This is a genomic window from Nocardiopsis protaetiae (genome assembly GCF_045446735.1).
Lineage (GTDB): Bacteria > Actinomycetota > Actinomycetes > Streptosporangiales > Streptosporangiaceae > Nocardiopsis > Nocardiopsis protaetiae.
On record NZ_JBJJBV010000039.1, the window covers coordinates 1 to 17,529 of the forward strand.

8 protein-coding genes are annotated in these 17,529 nt (G+C 70.4%); all 8 read right to left on the reverse strand.

Annotated features, from left to right (window positions below; all coding sequences use genetic code 11):
• Positions 1 to 86: 86 nt before the first annotated feature.
• The gene (locus tag ACJOT3_RS09000) at positions 87 to 2,366 is read right to left on the reverse strand and encodes a GmrSD restriction endonuclease domain-containing protein (RefSeq protein ID WP_406970797.1); all 2,280 of its coding nucleotides are present in this window, start codon (positions 2,364 to 2,366) and stop codon (positions 87 to 89) included.
• Between the two features lie 97 nt (positions 2,367 to 2,463).
• Positions 2,464 to 4,572, reverse strand: a complete 2,109-nt coding sequence (locus tag ACJOT3_RS09005; protein ID WP_406970799.1) for a UvrD-helicase domain-containing protein — start codon at positions 4,570 to 4,572, stop codon at positions 2,464 to 2,466.
• Between the two features lie 276 nt (positions 4,573 to 4,848).
• A complete protein-coding gene (locus ACJOT3_RS09010; RefSeq protein WP_406970801.1) occupies positions 4,849 to 5,796 on the reverse strand; it encodes a serine/threonine-protein kinase in 948 nt (315 codons plus the stop codon).
• A 125-nt stretch (positions 5,797 to 5,921) separates the two neighbouring features.
• Positions 5,922 to 10,607 carry a DEAD/DEAH box helicase gene (locus tag ACJOT3_RS09015; protein ID WP_406970803.1) on the reverse strand — a complete coding sequence of 1,562 codons (4,686 nt, stop codon included), beginning with the start codon at positions 10,605 to 10,607 and terminating at the stop codon, positions 5,922 to 5,924.
• A gap of 14 nt (positions 10,608 to 10,621) precedes the next feature.
• Positions 10,622 to 13,951, reverse strand: a complete 3,330-nt coding sequence (locus tag ACJOT3_RS09020; protein WP_406970805.1) for a hypothetical protein — start codon at positions 13,949 to 13,951, stop codon at positions 10,622 to 10,624.
• An 89-nt stretch (positions 13,952 to 14,040) separates the two neighbouring features.
• The gene (locus tag ACJOT3_RS09025) at positions 14,041 to 14,730 is read right to left on the reverse strand and encodes a hypothetical protein (protein ID WP_406970807.1); all 690 of its coding nucleotides are present in this window, start codon (positions 14,728 to 14,730) and stop codon (positions 14,041 to 14,043) included.
• Positions 14,731 to 14,796: 66 nt separating this feature from the next.
• Positions 14,797 to 15,744: a 5'-methylthioadenosine/S-adenosylhomocysteine nucleosidase family protein gene (locus tag ACJOT3_RS09030; RefSeq protein ID WP_406970809.1), complete on the reverse strand. Its 948-nt coding sequence runs from the start codon at positions 15,742 to 15,744 to the stop codon at positions 14,797 to 14,799.
• Entirely contained in the window at positions 15,741 to 17,507 is a 1,767-nt protein-coding gene (locus ACJOT3_RS09035) for an AbeC-like domain-containing protein (RefSeq protein ID WP_406970811.1), read from the reverse strand. The genes ACJOT3_RS09030 and ACJOT3_RS09035 overlap by 4 nt, the downstream gene beginning before the upstream one ends.
• Positions 17,508 to 17,529 lie beyond the last annotated feature (22 nt).

The window sequence follows — 17,529 nt, forward strand, 5'->3', positions numbered from 1 at the left end:
ACCGTTCCACCCACCACCCCGGGTGTCCCCCCGGCTCCCGCGAACACCGAAGGCGGGCCCGGCCACCCGGACCCGCCCCCGCACCCCTACTCGCCCAGGAACCGGTACCCGAACTGCTCCAGGCGCCCCCGCGCCCGCCCCAGCTCCTCCTCGGTGAACAGCGGCGCGAACTCCGGCCGCAGCACCAGCGCCTCCACCGTCAGGTCCAACCGCCCCCGCTCCCACAGGTTCGCGAACCCGTCCGACACCGCCGGCGCGTGCAGCAGCCTGCGCGCCGTCCCCAGCGGCCCCAACTCCGACAGCATCCCCAGGAACGCCGACGCCGTGTAGCCCGCGTCCTGCTTGGCCTTCTCGTACAGCCCCAGCATCGCCTTCCCGAAGTCCACCGTCTCCGGCCCGGCGGGCACGGGCTCCTCCTGCTCCTCCTCGGCGTGCGGCTCCTCCCCGGCCTCCGGAACCGGGACGCCGAACGGCTCCCGGCCCAGCCGTTCCACGAACCCCCGCAGGGAGTCCGCCGACGTGAACACCTCATAGCCCAGCTCCTGCAGCCGCGGCAGATCGGCCTGCTCCGGGTCCAGCTCCAAAACGACCGGTTTGCCCTGGCCGCGCTGCAGGCCGTCCGGCCAGAACGCCTCCGCCTCGGCTATCACCCGCCCCGTCACCGGGTCGGAGATCACCGTGTCCAGCTCCGGTTCGGCGTACCCCGCCTCCCGCAGGCTCTCCACCAGTTCCCCGATCTGCATCGCCCGGGGGTCCAGGGACCGCTCCGCGGTCACGGTCAGCGGCGCCAGGTCGGCCGGATCCTCCTGGGCGGTGCCCTCCCGCAGCTCCTCCAGGAAGGACCGGGCCGCCCCGGCCAGCAGTTCCCGGCGCGCCGCCAGGAAATCGCTGTACCTCTCGGGCCGCCACAGCTCGGGGTCGTTCGGGATCCACTGGGAGGCCAGAGCCCCGGGAAGGGCCGCCTCGACCGCGCCCAGGTACTCGTGCGGCTCCTGATGGGCGGCCGCGCCTCCTCCGTCCTGGGTGAGGAAGCAGAAGTTGGCGATCGCGTCGGCCCGGCCACCGTGGCCGCGCAGCAGCTCGGTGGAGAACAGGGCACGGCGGATCAGCGGGGAACCCGCCCCGAGGGCCTGGGCGTTCAACTCCAGGCCGGTGCCCAGGTCACGGGCGCCCTGGGTGCGCACCAGCACGTACAGCAGCGGGTAGAAGCGGCCGCCCTGCGTGCCCTCGAAATCGTCGGGGCGCACCGCCAACGAGCCGTTCCGCGACCGCTCCAGCGCGGTGATCAGTCCGTCCACCCCGCTCTGTGCGGCCGTGTCGTAATCCCGTTGGAGGGTGGTCTCCGTCGTCGCCGAGTACCGAGCCCACAGAGCGGAGTGCATGTACCAGTACAGGACCCGGTCCCGGTGGGCGCGGTCGTCGAACCGCCCGCCGTTGAGCTCCAGCAGGCGCACCGCCACCGCCAGCGAGGACCGGCTCTTGAGTACCCGGTCGTGGTCCAGGCCCAACCGTCCGGACACCGCCTCCAGGAAGGTGTCGGTGTGCGCGATCGTCCGCTCCAGAGCGGATTCGAACTCCCGCGCCGTCACCTTGTTCAGCGACTCGAACTGGGCCCGGCCCACGGCCACCGCGGTGGTGGCCCGCAGCAGCCAGTCGAGGCTGAACCGGTAGCCGCGCTCCTGCCAGCGGTCGATCGCCCTGCGCATCACCCGGCGGGCGTCCGGCCACTGGGCGCACACCCGGGCCAGGGCAAGGTCGCCCTTGGACAGCTTGGTCCCGCCGGAGTTGACCCGGTTGAAGATGTCGACGACCTCGTCGATGCGGTTCTCGCTCCCGGTGATCTTCTCCTGGTGGAACTCGCGGACGGTCACCTGGTGCAGCCGGTTGAGCCGCTCCAGGTACTCCGTGGCCGCGTCCGGGTCCGCGGCGAACGGGGCCAGGTAGTGGATCGGCCCCTTGGAGAACAGCTCGGTCACGTTCACCCACCGGGGGTCGCCCGCCATCTTGGAGGGCATGTAGAACGCGAAATCCCCGCTCGCCACATTGAAGTACAGGCCGGTGAACGCCTTGGGGTCGCCGTCGAAGAAGGCGGGCGCGGACCCCTTGATCACCCCGTACAGCGAGGTGATCCGCTGCTGGCCGTCCAGCAGCATCAGGTACGGGCCCGACCCGGGGTCCGCCCCCCGCGCGGACAGTTCGCTGTCGGAGGTCTCCCACATCAGCAGGCTGCCGACGGGGTGTCCCAGGTACATCGACCGCATCAGGCCGCGCACCTGGTCGCGGTTCCACACGTAGCCGCGCTGGAACTCCGGCAGGAGTACGGTGCCCGTGTCGATCTGGTCGAGCAGCGTGGACAGTTTCACCATCGGGCGGCGCCTTTCTCTGTCGATAGAGGTCAAAAGCGGGGACGGCGGGGAGGACCGGGAAACGGGGGAGGAAGGGGAGTCCGTCGACCCGGTGTTCTCAGGAGGCCAGGAGCGCCTCGACGAACGGGCTGGGGCTCCCGTGCCAGCTCACGCTCAGCCGCTCCCGCGCCCGCGTGCACGCCACGAACAGCAGGCTCCGCTCGCGCAGCATGTCCCGGGCGTGCGCCCCGGGATCCTCCGCCTCGGGGGTGATGCTCTTGGGCGCCGGCAACTGGTCTCCGCCCGCCCCCACCACGGCCAGGCAACGGAACTCCAGGCCCTTCATCCGGTGCATGGTGCCCACCGACACCGTCGCGCCCGGCGCGGCCCCCTTGGCCAGCGCCCGCACCTCGAACCCGGCAGCCTCCAGCGCGGACACGGCCTGTTCCACCGCACGGTTGGAACGGGCGGCGACACCGATCTCCCCGGGCAGCACCCCGGCGTCGAGCCAGGACCGGACGGTGCCGGCCAGATGTTCCAGTTCGGCCTCCCAGGTGGGCAGGCCGAACACCGCGGGGTCCTCGCCGCGCATCTCCGAACGGCACCCGGCCACCGAGTCCAGGCCGCCGTCCAGGTCGTCGACGGACTGCCCGTGCATCAGGCTCAGGCCCCAGCCCAGGATCTGGGCGGTGGTGCGGTAGTTGATCCGCAACTTCGACGACCGGCCCCGGATGTTCACCCCGACCTCGGCCAGGCTCACCTGCGGGCCGTAGATGCGCTGGTGAGCGTCACCGGCGATGAACAGGTCGTCCGGCCCCTCCGCGACGGCCGCGCGCAGCAGCCGCCACTGGCCGGGGTGCAGATCCTGTGCCTCGTCCACCAGCACGTGGTCGAACGGCTTCTCCGCCCGCTCGGACAGCAGCCGGGCCGCCTCGTCGACGACCGTCTCATACGTCCACACACCGCGTTCGTCCACCAGGCCCTGGAACGCGGCGATCGCCTGCCACACCCGGGCCTTGACCCCGGCGTCCAGCCCGCGGCCGCGGCCGCGCCGCTTGGCCGCCAGGTAGGCGTCGGCGCCGGTGATCTGCTGCGCCAGCACCACCTGGCGCCACTCCTGGGCCAGGAACGCGGGGGAGAGGTCCAGCTCCAGCCCTTGGACGACCTGCTCCCACAGGGCCCGCTCCCGCTGCGGGCTCAGCAGGTCCGGTGCGCCGTGCCCCTCACGGAACACCCGGTTGGCGAACCGGTCCACATGCTCCACCCGGACCCGCGCCACCACCGCGTCGGCGTCCGCGCCGCCGTCGGTCTCGGAGAGCAGCCGCAGGCTCGACTCCAGGGAGTCGGCCAGCGTCGACGTGAACGTGGTCAGCAGCACCCGTCCCCCGGCCCGCGCCAGCCGGTACGCCCGATGCAGGGTCACCACCGTCTTGCCGGTTCCCGGGCCACCGGTCACCCGGGCCGGACCCCGGTAGGCCGCCTCCACCGCGGCCCGCTGCACCGGGTGCAGGTAGATCCGCCACAGGTCGAACGGATGGGCCAGCGCCGCCAGCAGCTCCTCGGGTCCCTCCACCAGCAGCACCCGGTCGGAGCTGCGCCGCACCGCCGCGTCCAGGTCGTCGGGGTCCACCCCCTCCACGATCGCCGGACCCAGCTCGGCCCACACCTCTTCGGCGGTCAGACCCGACGCCAGCCCGTACAGCACGTCCCACTGCACCGGCGGCAGCAGTCCCCGCGCAGCCTCCAGCTGGAACGGGGCGGTGAGCACCCGCGCCAGCGGCAGGGTGTGCTCGTCGATACCGAGCCTGCGCAGCTCGGAGTCCTTGACGTGGTCGAACAGCTTCTCCGGGGTGTTCCCGGCCATCCGCTTCATGTGCGGCAGGCTGGCGTCGAGCGCCGCCACATCGCGGATCTCGATCCCGCCGGTGGCCATGTTCACCGACGCCTTGCGCCGCTTGGCCCACTCGTACGCGTCGTCGTGCGGCAGCACCTTGAGCAGTGTGTAGGTGTCCCCGTTGACGGGGGCCAGCACCACCCCGCGCCAGAACTGGTCGATGCGGATGGTGCGGAAGCGGTCGTCGCGGGCCCCGGTGATCTTCTCCAGGTGCAGGCCGGCGTGTGCGGCCTCCTCGAATTTGGCGAACACCTCCCCCACCCGTTCGCGCACGGGCTTTTCGAGGCCGGCGAATTCTTTGAGCAGGTCCAGGTGGAGTGCGAGTCGGGCCACGTCCGGTCGTCCTAGCGTCGTGTCGGAAAGGTCTCGGTCGGAGGGTGACACGGCGGAGGCGGACGCACCGCTTCCGGGAAAAGGGCGACACGACGCGGGCCCGGACCGCGCGGGGCCGGGGACACGGTGATTCCACGGGGCATGGGGGCCGGGATCCTTGCCAGGGGGACGGGCGGAGACCGGAGCGGGTGGTTCCGAGGGATCGGTGCGTTCGCACACCAACCTAACGTGTCCGGCGGTTCGGATGGGGAGCGCGTGCCCGGCCCGTCCCGGTCGTTATTTCGCCGTGAAGACCCGGGACAGCGCCGCACCGTACATCCGCTGCGGGCTTGGCAGCGACGGCGGGTGCAGGATCCCGGGCATCGGTTCCAGGTCGTCGGCGAAGCCGATCAGCCGGCCGTACACCTCCACCGCACCCGACGGGCGGTCCTCCGGACGCTTCTCCAGTAGTGCGGCCACCACCTCGGCCAGCTCCCGCGGCACCTCCGGGCGCGCCCCGCGCACCCCGTTCGGCCGTTCGCCCACCTGCTTGGACGCCACGGCGAACGGCGTGGAGGCGGCGAACACCCGCTTGCCCGTCAGCATCTCGTACAGCGTGCACCCCAGCGCGTAAAGGTCGCTGAGAGCCGTGGCCCGCCCGGCCAGCAGCTGCTCGGGCGCCATGTAGGCAGGGGTGCCGGGGGTGTGCCCGGTCCGGGTGATCTGCGACATGTCGGTGCGGTCCAGCGCCACCGCCAGCCCGAAGTCCAGGACCTTCACCGTTCCGTCCGGCTCCAGCATCAGGTTGCCGGGCTTCAGGTCCCGGTGCACCAGCGACGCCCGGTGCGCCACCGCCAGCACCGCGCACACCTGTGCCGCGATCCCGGCCGCCCAGCCCACCGACAGCCGCTCCTGCTCGGCGATCAGATCGGCGACGCTCACCCCCTGGACGAGCTGCATCACCAGGTAGGGGTGGCCGTCCTCCTCGCCCACGTCGAACACCGCGGGCACCCCGGGGTGCTGGAGCTCCGCGGTGATCTTGGCCTCGCGTGTGAAACGCCGCACCAGCTCGGTGCGGTCCTCCTCGTCGGCGTCGCCAGGAAAGCGCACGAACTTCACCGCCACCCGGCGCCCCAGCCGCACGTCGGTGCCCTCCCACACCTCGCCCATCCCGCCCCGGGCGATCGGCGCCGTCCCGAGCTCGTACCGCCCGTCCAGAACCCGACCCCTGCGCGCCTGCGCCATGCCCACACCTTCTCCGCACCGACTCCCGCCCGCGACGCTACCGCATCGCCAGAGAAGCCGTAGGACGGCCGTCAGCAGTCAAGGGATTGCGGTGAAGGGGCGGGACGCCCTATGTCCCGCCGTCCTCACACGGTGGTCAGCAGGTCCAGGGCATGGAGGGCGTCCACACGCCGCAGTAGCTCGTGCTCGTTCTGGTTGCGGTAATTGCGCAGACATCCGTAACAGGAGGTCTCCACCCCGCAGTCGCACTCGCTCACCCGAGCATGCGCGGCGCGCAGGACCTCGGGGAAGGCCTGGGCGATGCGCACGGCGCCGCCCGCCCCGCCGGGCACGGTGTCGAACAGGACCAGGCTCTTGACCCCGCGCTCACCCTGGAAGATCGTGCCCCCGATGTCGTCGCGGCTGATCTCCAGCGCCGATGAGGCTCCTTCCAGGACCGCGTAGAGCAGGGAGCGCCGTACCTCCTCGCTCACCACTCCCAGACGCAACGCGCCTTCGAACTCCACCGAGAGCAGGTCGGTCTCGTACTGGTGCCCCAGAGAACGCCGTTCGAGCCTTCCCTCACAGGAGCGGCCGTTGACCGGATTCGTGTGGGCCTTCGGCGCCTGCCGGGCGGACACCGACACACCGCGGCCGCACCAGCGGCACAGGTGGTAGCCGATGCCGTTGGCCCCCTCGGAAACGGCGACCAGCTGACCCCGGCTGCCCGCACGGCACAGCGCCCTGCCCCCGCCCCCGGTCTCCCAGATGTACTCACGGGGTTCCACGGCCAAGCGGCGGACCTGGGTGAACCCCCTCCAGACGCGCTCGGGAGGGGTTGTTCCGGCTTCCTGTGTTCTGGGATCGGCCACGAATCCGAACTCGGGGATGCTGTAAACACCGGACGGGAACCGTCCTGCGGGTGTTTCCCCGCACGCCGTGCAGGCGGATTCCAACCGTTCCATAGAGTCCTCGTAATACCCGCAGGTCGGGCACAGACGGTAGTGGTACTCCACGAGTTCCTTCCCGGGCATGTGGTAAACGCCGGCGGACGTCCATCGCTTGCCTCCGGCGATCACCTGGGCGCCGGGAGCGTAGTCGTGGATGGCCATGGTCAGATCCCGGGCCAGCTCCAGTTCCGGCCCCACGGCATCACCGGTGTGCCCGGTGCGCAACTCCACCGTGTCCACGGGGAACCCGTACTTGGGCAGCACGTTGCGGGTGGCCAGGAAACCGAGCAGGCCCCGGGAGCGGATCGTGCGCACCGTCTCCTTGAGCCGCCCCGCTCTGCCGTAGCGCTCCTTCTCGGCAGCCTCCTTACGTTGCTCCTCCAGCAGGGTGATGTCCTGATCGACCTCGGCCCGCACGTCTTCGAGCATGCCGGTGAGCACGTCCACCCATGTGCCCTCCCGCACGCCCAGGGTGTCCGCCACCTCGGGGGGCAGGATCCGCAGCAGGGCCTCGGTGACCTCCTGCGGCACCGGGGCCAGGAACTCCGCCACCCGGTGCACGGGGGCATCGTCCCCGCCGGGGTGGAAGAAGTCGCCTGCGGTCGACCAGGACTCCCCGTGGACCAGGTACCGGTGCCGGAAGAACGCGGCCAGGGCCACCGAGTGCGCGTGCCTGCGGTCGATCCTCTCGTTGGTGAGCGGAACGTAGGGTGTCGGCATCCGGCCGCTGATCATCTGCTCCGGCTCCTGGTAACGGAACATGTCGTGCGAGCGGCGCTGGGCGTGGGTGACGGCCAGCGCGGCCGAGTCCGCCCGCCTCCCCGCGCGCCCGGCGCGCTGTACGTAGTTGGCGGTGGTCGGCGGCATGTTGCGCATGAGCACGGTCTGGAGCTCTCCCACGTCCACACCCAGCTCGAACGTGGTCGAGCAGGACAGGGCGTTGACCTTCCCGGAGACGAACTCCTCCTGGACCGAGGCCGCCTTCTTCGCCGACCATTGGGCGGTGTGCTCCTCGACGCTGAGTGGGATCGGCTCCAGTTCCTGGTAGAGGGACCGGTAGTGGTCCTCCTCCCGGTCGAGTTCCGCGACGGTGACCGGGCACAGGGTTCCCGAGCAGTTGAGGGTCGTGCACACCCCGCGCACCGACACCGGGTGGAGGATGCGGCAGGTGTCGCACCGGAAGAGGTCCTCCTCCGGGGTGGTGGGGAAGATCCGCAGATAGGTGTGGTCGATCTGGACGGTGTCGTGCGTCCCGTCCTTGGTGATGTCGGTCCACCACCCGTCGTCGATACCCAGCAGGAACTGCCAGAGCCTGGTCAGCATGGTGCCGGGCTCCAGGTCGGAACCGATGCGGTGGAGTAGCCGCTTCACATAGTCCAGACGGCCGTTGGTACCCGTCGTCGGTGACCAGCTGAGCACTTTCCGCCTGTTGTCGGAGCTGATCTCCCGCATGCTGACCGGGCCGCGCCGTGGCGCGAAGACGTCATGGCCGGGGGGAACGTCGTCGGGCATCTCCAGAACGCCCTGGCGTCGTGCGTGGTGCACCAGCTCGCCGAGCAGGTCCCAGGCCTCCTCTTCGGACAGCCCGAGGTGCTCGGTGAGCGCCCTGGGGACTGTGGTGCCTTCCGGCCGCATCAGGCGGACCCGGATCAGGCCCCTGCCCTCCAGGCTTTGCCGGTTGCGGTTGGAGACGAGTTCGCTCATCACCCACAGACCGGCCTCGGCCCTTTTCTGGGTGTGGGAGCTGCGGCGGGGAAAGAGCCCGGTCCGTTCGGCCACGCGTACGGTGGCGGCGATGACGTCGTCCACCGCCATCCCCTCTTCCGTGATGACGGAGTCGCGCATCCCCTGCACGATGAGGCGGCGCTGGAACAGTCTCTTGTAGGTCTCTCCGAGGTAGGGGGCGAAGAAGGCCGCGGTCTGCCGGCTGTCACTGAACATGAGCAGTTTGCGGCCCCCGCCCGGACGGGCGGCGGCCTTCGCTTCCGCCGCCCGCGGCAGGGACTGGTACAGGGCCGTGGCCACGACCGCCACGGCCGCCTCATTCCCACTGTGGAAGCGCAGAACGGTGTCCCTGCCCAGCGCGCCGCAGTTCAGGCAGCGGTCGGTCGCCTTGCCGCGGGCGTCGATCCGCTGGACCTCCCGTAGGGAGCACCCGGGGCAGCCCTTGATACAGGAGCCCTGCGGGGAGGGGGAGAGTGCGCCGCAGCCCGTGCACAGGTATTCGCTGTGCGAGGTCACCTGGACCGGTGTCTCTTCCAGGATCGCTTCGTCGTCGTCCGCGACCTCCACGGCCGGTCCCAGGCGGAGCCACACCGCCTTGTCGCGAACAGAGCGCTGCGGGGTGAACCTCACGGGCGCGTCGCCTTCCTGGAGAGTGGTCCCTACCAGGTAGACGTCTCCGCAGCGACGGCAGGAACCCAGCTCGAAAGCCTGCGCCCGGCAGACCTCACAGGTCTCGTGCCGGGCCAGCGACACGTGTGGCCGTTCTTCGTTCAGGCAGGTGAACGCTCCATCCGTAGCCCGGGTGAAAAGGTGGTAGCGGGCCGACAGCAGGGGCGTCCCCCCGCTGTCGCGGACCCGGCCGCCCAGCGCGACCAGCGCGGTCAGGGCCTTGGCCCGCCCGACGGGGTCGGTCTCCTCGGCTCCGTCGGTGAAGACCGCGGCGGCCAGTGCCTCCAGTCCCTGAGGCCCGTCGGACAGGGCCCGGCGCATCGCGTGCATCCGGGCTTCTCCGGCCAACAGCACGGCGGGGTCCTCCTGGGAGACCCCGTGGAAGGCCGCCACACCCCGTAGCGCCGACCCGGGGTCCTCCGACAGCGCCAGCTCGGCGTACGCGTCCAGCGGCAGGGGTCCCCACACGGCGATGTCCCGGGGATGCCTGCGCCGTGCGGTCACCAGGTCCTGCCGGTCGGGGTCGTCACCGATCCATTCGAAGGGGGCGTCGAAGAGCTTCGAGGCGAACTCGGTCACTTTGGCGGGGTCGTCTCCCACGGTGGCGCTGGTGGCGATGCACTGGAGTGCGCGCCCCTGGGCGACGCGGTCGCGCAGCCGCCGCAGGAGCATCGCGATCTCCGCCGCCTTGGCCCCGTCGTAGACGTGCGCCTCGTCCAGGGCGATGAACCGCCAGTGCCCGGAGTGGTCCCCCTCGAACAGGTCCAGGTCGGCCGGGCGCAGCAGTAGGTACTCCAGCATGGCGTAGTTGGTCAGCAGCAGGTGCGGCGGCTCCTCGCGCATCCGCTCCCGGCTGACCATTTCGTTGGAAGGGGGCTCGGTGCCGTGGATACGGCGGAACTCCGCCTGGCCGTCCCGTTCCGTCTCGATGGTCTCCCCGGTATAGCGTCCGAAGGTGATGTGCGGGCTGTGCGCCAGCAACTCCTCGCGCAACCGTTTGAGCTGGTCGTTGGCGAGGGCGTTCATCGGATAGAGCAGGAGCGCTCGCACTCCGGGGCCCAGGGTTCCCCGCCCGCGTTCCTCTTCCAGGGCGTTGAGGATCGGCAGCAGGAAGCTCTCGGTCTTGCCCGACCCGGTTCCGGTGGCGACCACCAGGTTGCGTCCGGCCCGTGCCTTGCGGATCGCGGCTTCCTGGTGGACGTACAGCGGCCGGTCCAGGTTGATCCGTGGAGCGTTGGCGGAGGTGAACCGCTCGGACAGCACCCCTTCCTCGACGAGGCCGCGGGGGGTCGCCCCCGTGGCGTACGGCGGGGTCACCTCCAGCAGCGGGCCCTTGCTCAGCAGCGGGCTGGTGTCGATCTGCTCCTTCAGCGCCGCGGCCAGCACGGGATCGCGCAGCGGCATGAGCGAGCGCAGGTACCGGCGGTAGGAGGCGCCGATCAGGTCACTGACGTGAAGCGGGTCGAGGGCGTCGACGGGGGTGTCCAAGTTTCTCCGCTCTCTCACTGCCACCGGGCCCGGTCCAGGCCGGTGAGGGTCAATTCGGCCAGCACGATGTCGAGCGCGACCAGTTCGGGAAGGAGGAGGGCCAGGTCGGCCCACAGGGGTCTGTGGATCCGGTCCAGACGCTCGTGGTTTCTGGGGGTCCCGGCCCGTGCCGCCGAGCGGGCGTTGACCGCCAGCGCCAGGGACAGGGCGGGGAGGTGGTGGTCCTGTCTCGAACAGGTCTGATTGCGTACGGCCAGCAGTTGGGACAGGACCTTGCCCTCGCTGATTCCCGCGCGCTCGCACAGGCTGTGGACCTCTTGGAACACACCCTTCCCCCGTGCGGCCAACTCCCGGGCACGTGCGCCGTCCGCTTGCCGGGTGCGTTCCACCGCCGTCTGTTCGACAGCCGGGTCCAAGAGGCCGAGCCGCGCGCGTGGCTCCCAGCGCAGGGTGGCCAGGATGTCGCGGACCTGCGGTGCTGTACGGCTCTCATCGGGGTTCTCCACCAGAGATCGGGGGACGCCGCGCAGCAGGGTCCGTGCTTGTTCACCGCATCGCCGGACGACCGCTGTCGGGACCGCCGCCTCCGGGCCGGACGCTCGGATCACGTGGCGGGACGATAGCGCGGCGGCCACGGGGTTGCGACGCCACAGGGAGAGGAGCCGGTCCTCGCCGGCGCCTTTGGGCATCGTGCTCACCCCACCGCAGGAGATCAGGGCCCACACCGCGAAGACCGGGCCGAACGCGATCCCCGCATGGCCGTCCAGGCCTTCTTCGGGACCGGTCGCCTTCTGTACCAGGCGGCTGAGCCGGGGGAGCATCTCAGGATCGGTGAGGAGGCTCTGCCGGGCGACGGTCTCCCAGATACGGGATCGGTTGGCGCCGCCGACCAGTTCGCCATCGGGGGAGACGGTGCTCCTGCCGTTCAGGTACGCGCACAGACGATCCTCGGCGGCGTCGTCTCCGTGGTTGGGCCTTCCCGGCATGAGACACCGCAGCAGGGTGCCGTCCGATGATCGCGGCCAGGGAGGGAACTCGGGAGCGGCAGCCCAGGGGTCGTCTTCGCGCAGGAGGATGCGGACGGGGCCGCCGATCTCGAAGTGGTGGTCCATGGGGATGCGGCCGTCACGGACGGGGAACACCACGGGTGGCCGCCACGGTGCGTTCTCCTGGTAGAGGGCGGCGAGGAACGCCCTGTTCGGTGACAGCCCGTTGAACCGGATGGCGTCGTCGTCATCGAACACGGCCTCGTCCGCCAGGGGTTCGGGCCGGATCCGCGCGATGGTATGGGAACGGCCTCCCGAGCACAGCTCCAGGAAGGCCCGCTGGTGGGCGTGTGCCATGTCCGCGAACCTGGGCAACGGGAAACGGGCGGCGTCCCCCCGCACGCGCGGGGATTCCTGTTGGATCAGGTCCCCCTCGTCGGACCGGAGCCGGAGCAGGAGGTCGCCCGGATCCCCTCCCAGAGAGGACCGGACTTCGAGGTCACCGCTTGTACGCACCTCCTCGGGGGTCAGGGCCGTCCCGGCCGGGGACCGGACGGCGTCCCCGCCCCGGGTGGTGAGGCGTATTTCGAATCGGGGGGCTTCTACGCGGATCGGTATCCTCCGGGGTCCGCCGATGACGGTCACTTCGGCCACCTCATCGTGTGCCCCGTACCGCACCTTCGCGGCCGAGGGCCTGAACCACGCGCCCTGGGAAACGGAGATCCGGCTTTCCCCGGGTTCCCAGCCGTGCTCAAGCGGTAGCCGCGACCAGGGAGTGTGGGCCACGGCCAGGCCTTCCACCAGGACGACGCGACGCTCCCACTTACGGCCCTGCCGCCCGGAACAGTGGGCCCGCAGTATGAAGGAGCCCGCCTGCAGAACGGGGATTCCCGCCCAGGGATCAGCGGCCTCCCCGGCGGGCAGCGGTCGCGAGGTGAGCGGGGAGCGGCCTTCTCCCTCGATGAAGACGTCCAGAGTCCATGCAGGGCCTTCTCCGGGCGGTGCCGTCACCGTGGGCCTCTCGGAATGGACAGGGGCTCCGGTGCGGTCGGTGACCCCGGGGAGCACCGTTTCCCGGCTGAGGACCGGGTCGGGCGCGGATGCGCTCGCGATGGGGTGGAAGGGCCCCGGTCCGCTGCGGAACCGGCTGCCAGGTGGGAACTCCACCTGGGACAGCTGCCACCCGTGCCAGTGGGCGGAGAGGTCCTCCCGCACGAGGACCGTTGCCTTCGCGGAGACCTCCAGGGCATCGGCGGGGTGTAGCAGCCACAGGGTCCGCGGAGTGATGCCTTTGGCGTGTGCGATGTGCCTGCCCTGGCGGGTGAAGACGAGCACGGGGTCGTCCTCGTTGATGATGGGCACCTCCGCCGGGGCGGAGGTGCCCGGCGGGACGAGCCGTACCCGCGGAACGGGGCGCGTCAGGGTCATGGAGGGGTGTGCATGCTCGTCCTCCCCTGGGGCCACGACCTCCTCTTGCCCCGGAGCCATCGTCCAGCCGGGGGGTGGTTGCAGCCGCAGCCGGGCGTCACTGGGCGCGAGCCAGAGACGAGGGGTGCCTTTGGGTTCCTGCGGTGCGGGACGGTTCTCCCGGCTCTGTGCCCGGATCACCGCTTTCACGGCGGCGGACCCCAGATGTCCGGAGGGGTCGTCCGTGGAGGGGGCCGCCTCAGCGCTGGGATCGGGCATCACCCGGTCGAGGATGCGGACACAGCGCTCCAGGGTGCCGCGGGCGGGGGCCCGGCTCTCCTTGAGGAACAAACGCACGGGGACGTCCAGGGAGCCGACCCGGGAGCCGAGCCCGTCGAACCAGTCGAGGAAGCCCTCGACACCGCTCCGGGGATGACGGGTACGCCATTCCAGGAGGAGGTCGAAGAGGTCGTCCAGGCAGTAGACGGGGACACCCGCGTGCAGGAGGGCGGCTCCGACGTACTTCTTGCCCGAGCCCCCGGTTCGGCCGGTGTCCCGGTCCAGCCCGGTGAGCCGCAGCGCTCTGAGGAACCGTTCACCCCAGACCTGCTGACCGCGGTGGGAACGGCGGTGGGCCTCCGGGATGTCGAGGAGCTTCCACAGGTCACCCCAGAAGGAACCCTCGTGGTATCCGTCCGCCGCGGCCTTGACGGTGGTCAGGATCGTGCACGCGGGCCAGAGCTCGGCCGGTTCCTTCTTCTCCGTCAGGTTCCACGAGAAGACACGGCCCATAGCCCGGGGGACCGAGGGGTCCACGGTGGGGAGCAGGTCGAGCTCGAAGACCCGGTCGGCCTTGTTCACCTTCGGGCGCCACCGGATCTCCCACTCGTGCAGGAGCGCGTATTCGGCGGTGAGGTGGAAGTCCGCCGGGGGAGGGGAGGACGGGATCATGGCCGGCTCCGCAATGGAGGGGGAAGGGGAGGTCCATCGGTGCCGTTTCAGCCTAGAGTTCATGTGAAAACAGTGTCAACCACTATCTTTTAGTGATCCTGTGTATGCACACGGGTACTCTGTTCCGGTGCTTCCGGGGAGCCTCCCGCCCAGGTGACCGCGAAGAAGTGCAGCGCAGCCTCGTAGAGCACACCCGGTGCGCGTACGTACAGGCAGGGTGAGTGCCTCCCGTGCCCGCGGCGTTCGTAGAAGGTGATGTACGCGGCCCGGTCCGTGACGATGACGCGGTACAGGTGCGGGAGGTCGAACCGGCGCAGCTCCACGTCCGGCTGGTCGCGGGCCACCGCGGCCAGATACGACGTGTTCGCCCGGATCTGGTCGCGGAGCAGCCCGGCGGTGAAACCCGGGTCGACCACGGCCAGATCGGTCGCACGCCGTGCCAGCCACTCACCGGGAACGGCCTCGGGGTCGGGCAGGAGGACCTGTACGGATTCGAGCCGATCGATGCTTCCCGACCACAGCGGGGCGAACGCGTCCCTGGTGAGGGTGTTGCCCCGTCCGGCCAGCACCTTCACCCAGCGGGCCCGCAGCAGATCACGCGCGATGTCCTCTTCTGCGGACCGCTGGCGCCGGTACACCCGGCGCACACCGGTCCCGGTGAGCCGGGAGAGCAGCCCCACCAGCCACCAGCGGGGACGCGAGGACCACACCCACCCGGCGGCGACGAGGACCATCGTGGCCAGGATCGAACTGGACACACCGAGGACGAAGGCGGCCATGGGATCACTCCTCGTTCATCCGCCGCCGGGCGGGTGCGGTCCGCGAACGGGTCGGAGAAGGTCGGGTCAGAGAAGGTAGGGGAGCAGTTCGCGTACGACGTGGGCCGCGTTGTGCGCGGCCAACCCGTGGGCGTCGTCGTCCTTTTCCGCGTCCGCCCCGTCGGAGATGCCGCGGACCACGAGCCATCCGGGGTTGTCCGCCTCGCGCACCGAGTTCTCCTGCCAGAACTGGCTGAGTCCGCCCGACTCCATGTCCACGGCGAGGATCTTGTCGTTGTAGTCCTTCAGCCAGCGGCGCACCTCGGAGTCGGCGTCGGCGATCACCGCCTCTCCCGAACCGATGAGGCCGTGGTGGACCTCGAAGCCGCGCTTGCGGTGTCCGGCCACGCGCCCCCGGATCACCGCGGGTTCCCCCTGGTCGGTGAAGTAGGCGTTGACCGCGTGCACGATGCGGGCCGGGGCCTGCCGCTCCTCGCCCCGGCGCTGCACGCGGTCCCCGGCCGTGATCTTGCGCGCGTCGTAGTAGACGATCCGGGTGGAGACGATGACGTTGCCGATCCGAGCGGGCCCCTCACGGTGAACGTGCCCGTTCTGGACTCCGCCTCCGATCCCGACCAGGACCCACAGGCGGGGGGAGAAGTGGTGGCGCAGATGGTCCAGCGCCGCCATCACCGACCGCTGGCCGGGACCGTGGGTCTGGGTGGCGACGACGCCCACCGTGCCGCTGTCGGTGCCGATGTCGCCGGTGCTGAAGAACAGCCCGTCCTTCTTGCGCGGGCGGTCCAGGCCCAGTTCGTCGAGGACCGCCCGCATCTCCGTGGGCAGGATCGTGATGATGCCGATGTCCCGGCGGCGCTCGCCGCCGGCCGGTGCGGCCCGGGACCCGGGCTCCTCCGTGCTGCTCGCGGGCACGGTCATGTGCGCCTTGTGGCCGACGACGGTAGTGCCGAAGCTGTTGGTTCCGCCCATGTTGACGATGCCGCTGTTGCCCTGCGTGGATCCCTGGGAGTTCATGCCGCACTTCCGTTCTGTGCTCCGCCGGGGGCGGGGGGTGGGGACGGGGTGGTGTGGACCTGGGCGTGGTCGCCGACGGCGGTGTTGCCGAAGTCGTTGGTGCCGCCCATGTTGACGATGCCGCTGTTGATGATCTGCAGCGCGCGGTCGTCGAAGTCGGAGATGTCCACGTCGCGGGAGCGGAGGAAGTCGCTGGTCGCCTTGAGCAGCCGCTGTTCCACGTTCTTCATGTGGCCCAGGACGCGGGTCTTGTCCAGTTGGACCCTGCTCCATTCCTCGGCCTGTTCCTGGCGGACGCTGAGCCGGCTGCCGATTCCCACGTTGCGCAGGGGCGCGATGGTGAGGTCACGCCGGTGGAAGGCGAGTGCCCTGGCCAGGAAGTAGGGGTAGTGGGCGATCCTCCACACGGAGCGGATCTCCCGGGGGAGACGGAACAGGCTGCGGCGGGCGGCACTGATGACGGCCCGCTTGCCGTGCTGGCCGAACTCTCCGGCCCTGCGGAAGTCGTCGGGGGTGCGGGTCAGGACGCAGGCCGCGAAGGAGAGGCTCAGCGTACGGCCCCGCACCCCGACCTGGAGGAGGACGGTGGCCACCAGTTCGCCGTCGGCGTCGGGCACGATCGCTTCGAGGAAGTAGTGGTACGCGGGGTTCTGCCGGTTGATGATGCGGCGCATCACCGGAGCGCTCACCGGTTCCCGGAGCAGAGACCTGTCCTTGGAGATGTCGGATTGGGCGACGTAGACGCGATCCCGCACCTCCACGGGGAGGCGGACGCTCTCGTCGTCCTCGCGGAGCTGTGTGACGGCCTCGCGGAGGTGCTTCACCAGTTCGTGGGGCTGGAACGGCGGGTACCGGTGTTCGCGCTCGTGCAGGGGCCTGTCCTCGCTCCCGGGGTGCAGGAGCTGGACGTTCATGGGCGGGTTCCACTGGTGGATCAGCTCTCCCGCGCCGATGAAGGGGGACTCCTCGCCGAAGAGCGTGAACACGCCCTGTTCCTCGTCCCCGGTGTCCTTCTTGTGCGCCGGGCGGCGGTAGACCACGCAGGGATGTCCCTGCTGTTCGTCCACGACCCGCTCCCGGTGCGAGAGCCGTCGCGGCCGCAGGTCGGGGGCTTTGTGGATGCGGTTGATCCACCACTGCCGCAGGCCGCCCGCGATCACCGCGAACGCGGCGACGGCACCCCCGATGCGGAGGGCCAGGGTTCCCTGGTCGGGATGTGAGTAGGCCAGAACGGCCATGGTCAGGCCCAAGGCCAGGGAGTAGAGGCCGACGCGCTGGAGGCGCTGTTCGTCCTTCCCGTACTTCCAGTCGTACGCCGTGGGAAGTTTCGGGAGGCGGTTGCGCTTCTTCTTCGATCGTCGGCGGGGCGATGGATCATCGGGCCGGATGAGCCGTCTCGACAGGTCCCATGCCCTCTCGAACAGGACGAGGAGTACGAACCCGCCGATGACCAGCAGGCTCGTTACGGTGTACCCCAGCAGGTGGGGTGCGGCCGCCGCGGCGATCAGGGCCGATCTCATCAGCGCCGTCAGGTGCAGTGCGCGCCAGGCGTGGCGCATCACGGGAACGAGGTCGAACCCGTAGGAGGGGGCGACCCGGCGGTAGGGGGTCGTGCAGATCTCTTTGATGACGAGGTCTCGGAACTCCTCGTCGACGTGGACACCGGTGCAGAGGTGGCGGGTGATCCCGGTCGGTTCCCCGGTGGTGGCCGGGGCCGGGGGAGGAGAGCCGAGGGAGGGAGGGGCGTGGGTCGTGGCGGTCATGCACTTCTCCTGCGCCGATCCA

What these genes read in the sequence shown, in the direction of transcription:
- ACJOT3_RS09000 (WP_406970797.1), bottom strand. Translation starts at nt 2,366, where the DNA reads ATGGTGAAACTGTCCACGCTGCTCGACCAGATCGACACGGGCACCGTA.
- ACJOT3_RS09010 (WP_406970801.1), bottom strand. Translation starts at nt 5,796, where the DNA reads ATGGCGCAGGCGCGCAGGGGTCGGGTTCTGGACGGGCGGTACGAGCTC.
- ACJOT3_RS09020 (WP_406970805.1), bottom strand. Translation starts at nt 13,951, where the DNA reads ATGATCCCGTCCTCCCCTCCCCCGGCGGACTTCCACCTCACCGCCGAA.
- ACJOT3_RS09025 (WP_406970807.1), bottom strand. Translation starts at nt 14,730, where the DNA reads ATGGCCGCCTTCGTCCTCGGTGTGTCCAGTTCGATCCTGGCCACGATG.
- ACJOT3_RS09030 (WP_406970809.1), bottom strand. Translation starts at nt 15,744, where the DNA reads ATGAACTCCCAGGGATCCACGCAGGGCAACAGCGGCATCGTCAACATG.
- ACJOT3_RS09035 (WP_406970811.1), bottom strand. Translation starts at nt 17,507, where the DNA reads ATGACCGCCACGACCCACGCCCCTCCCTCCCTCGGCTCTCCTCCCCCG.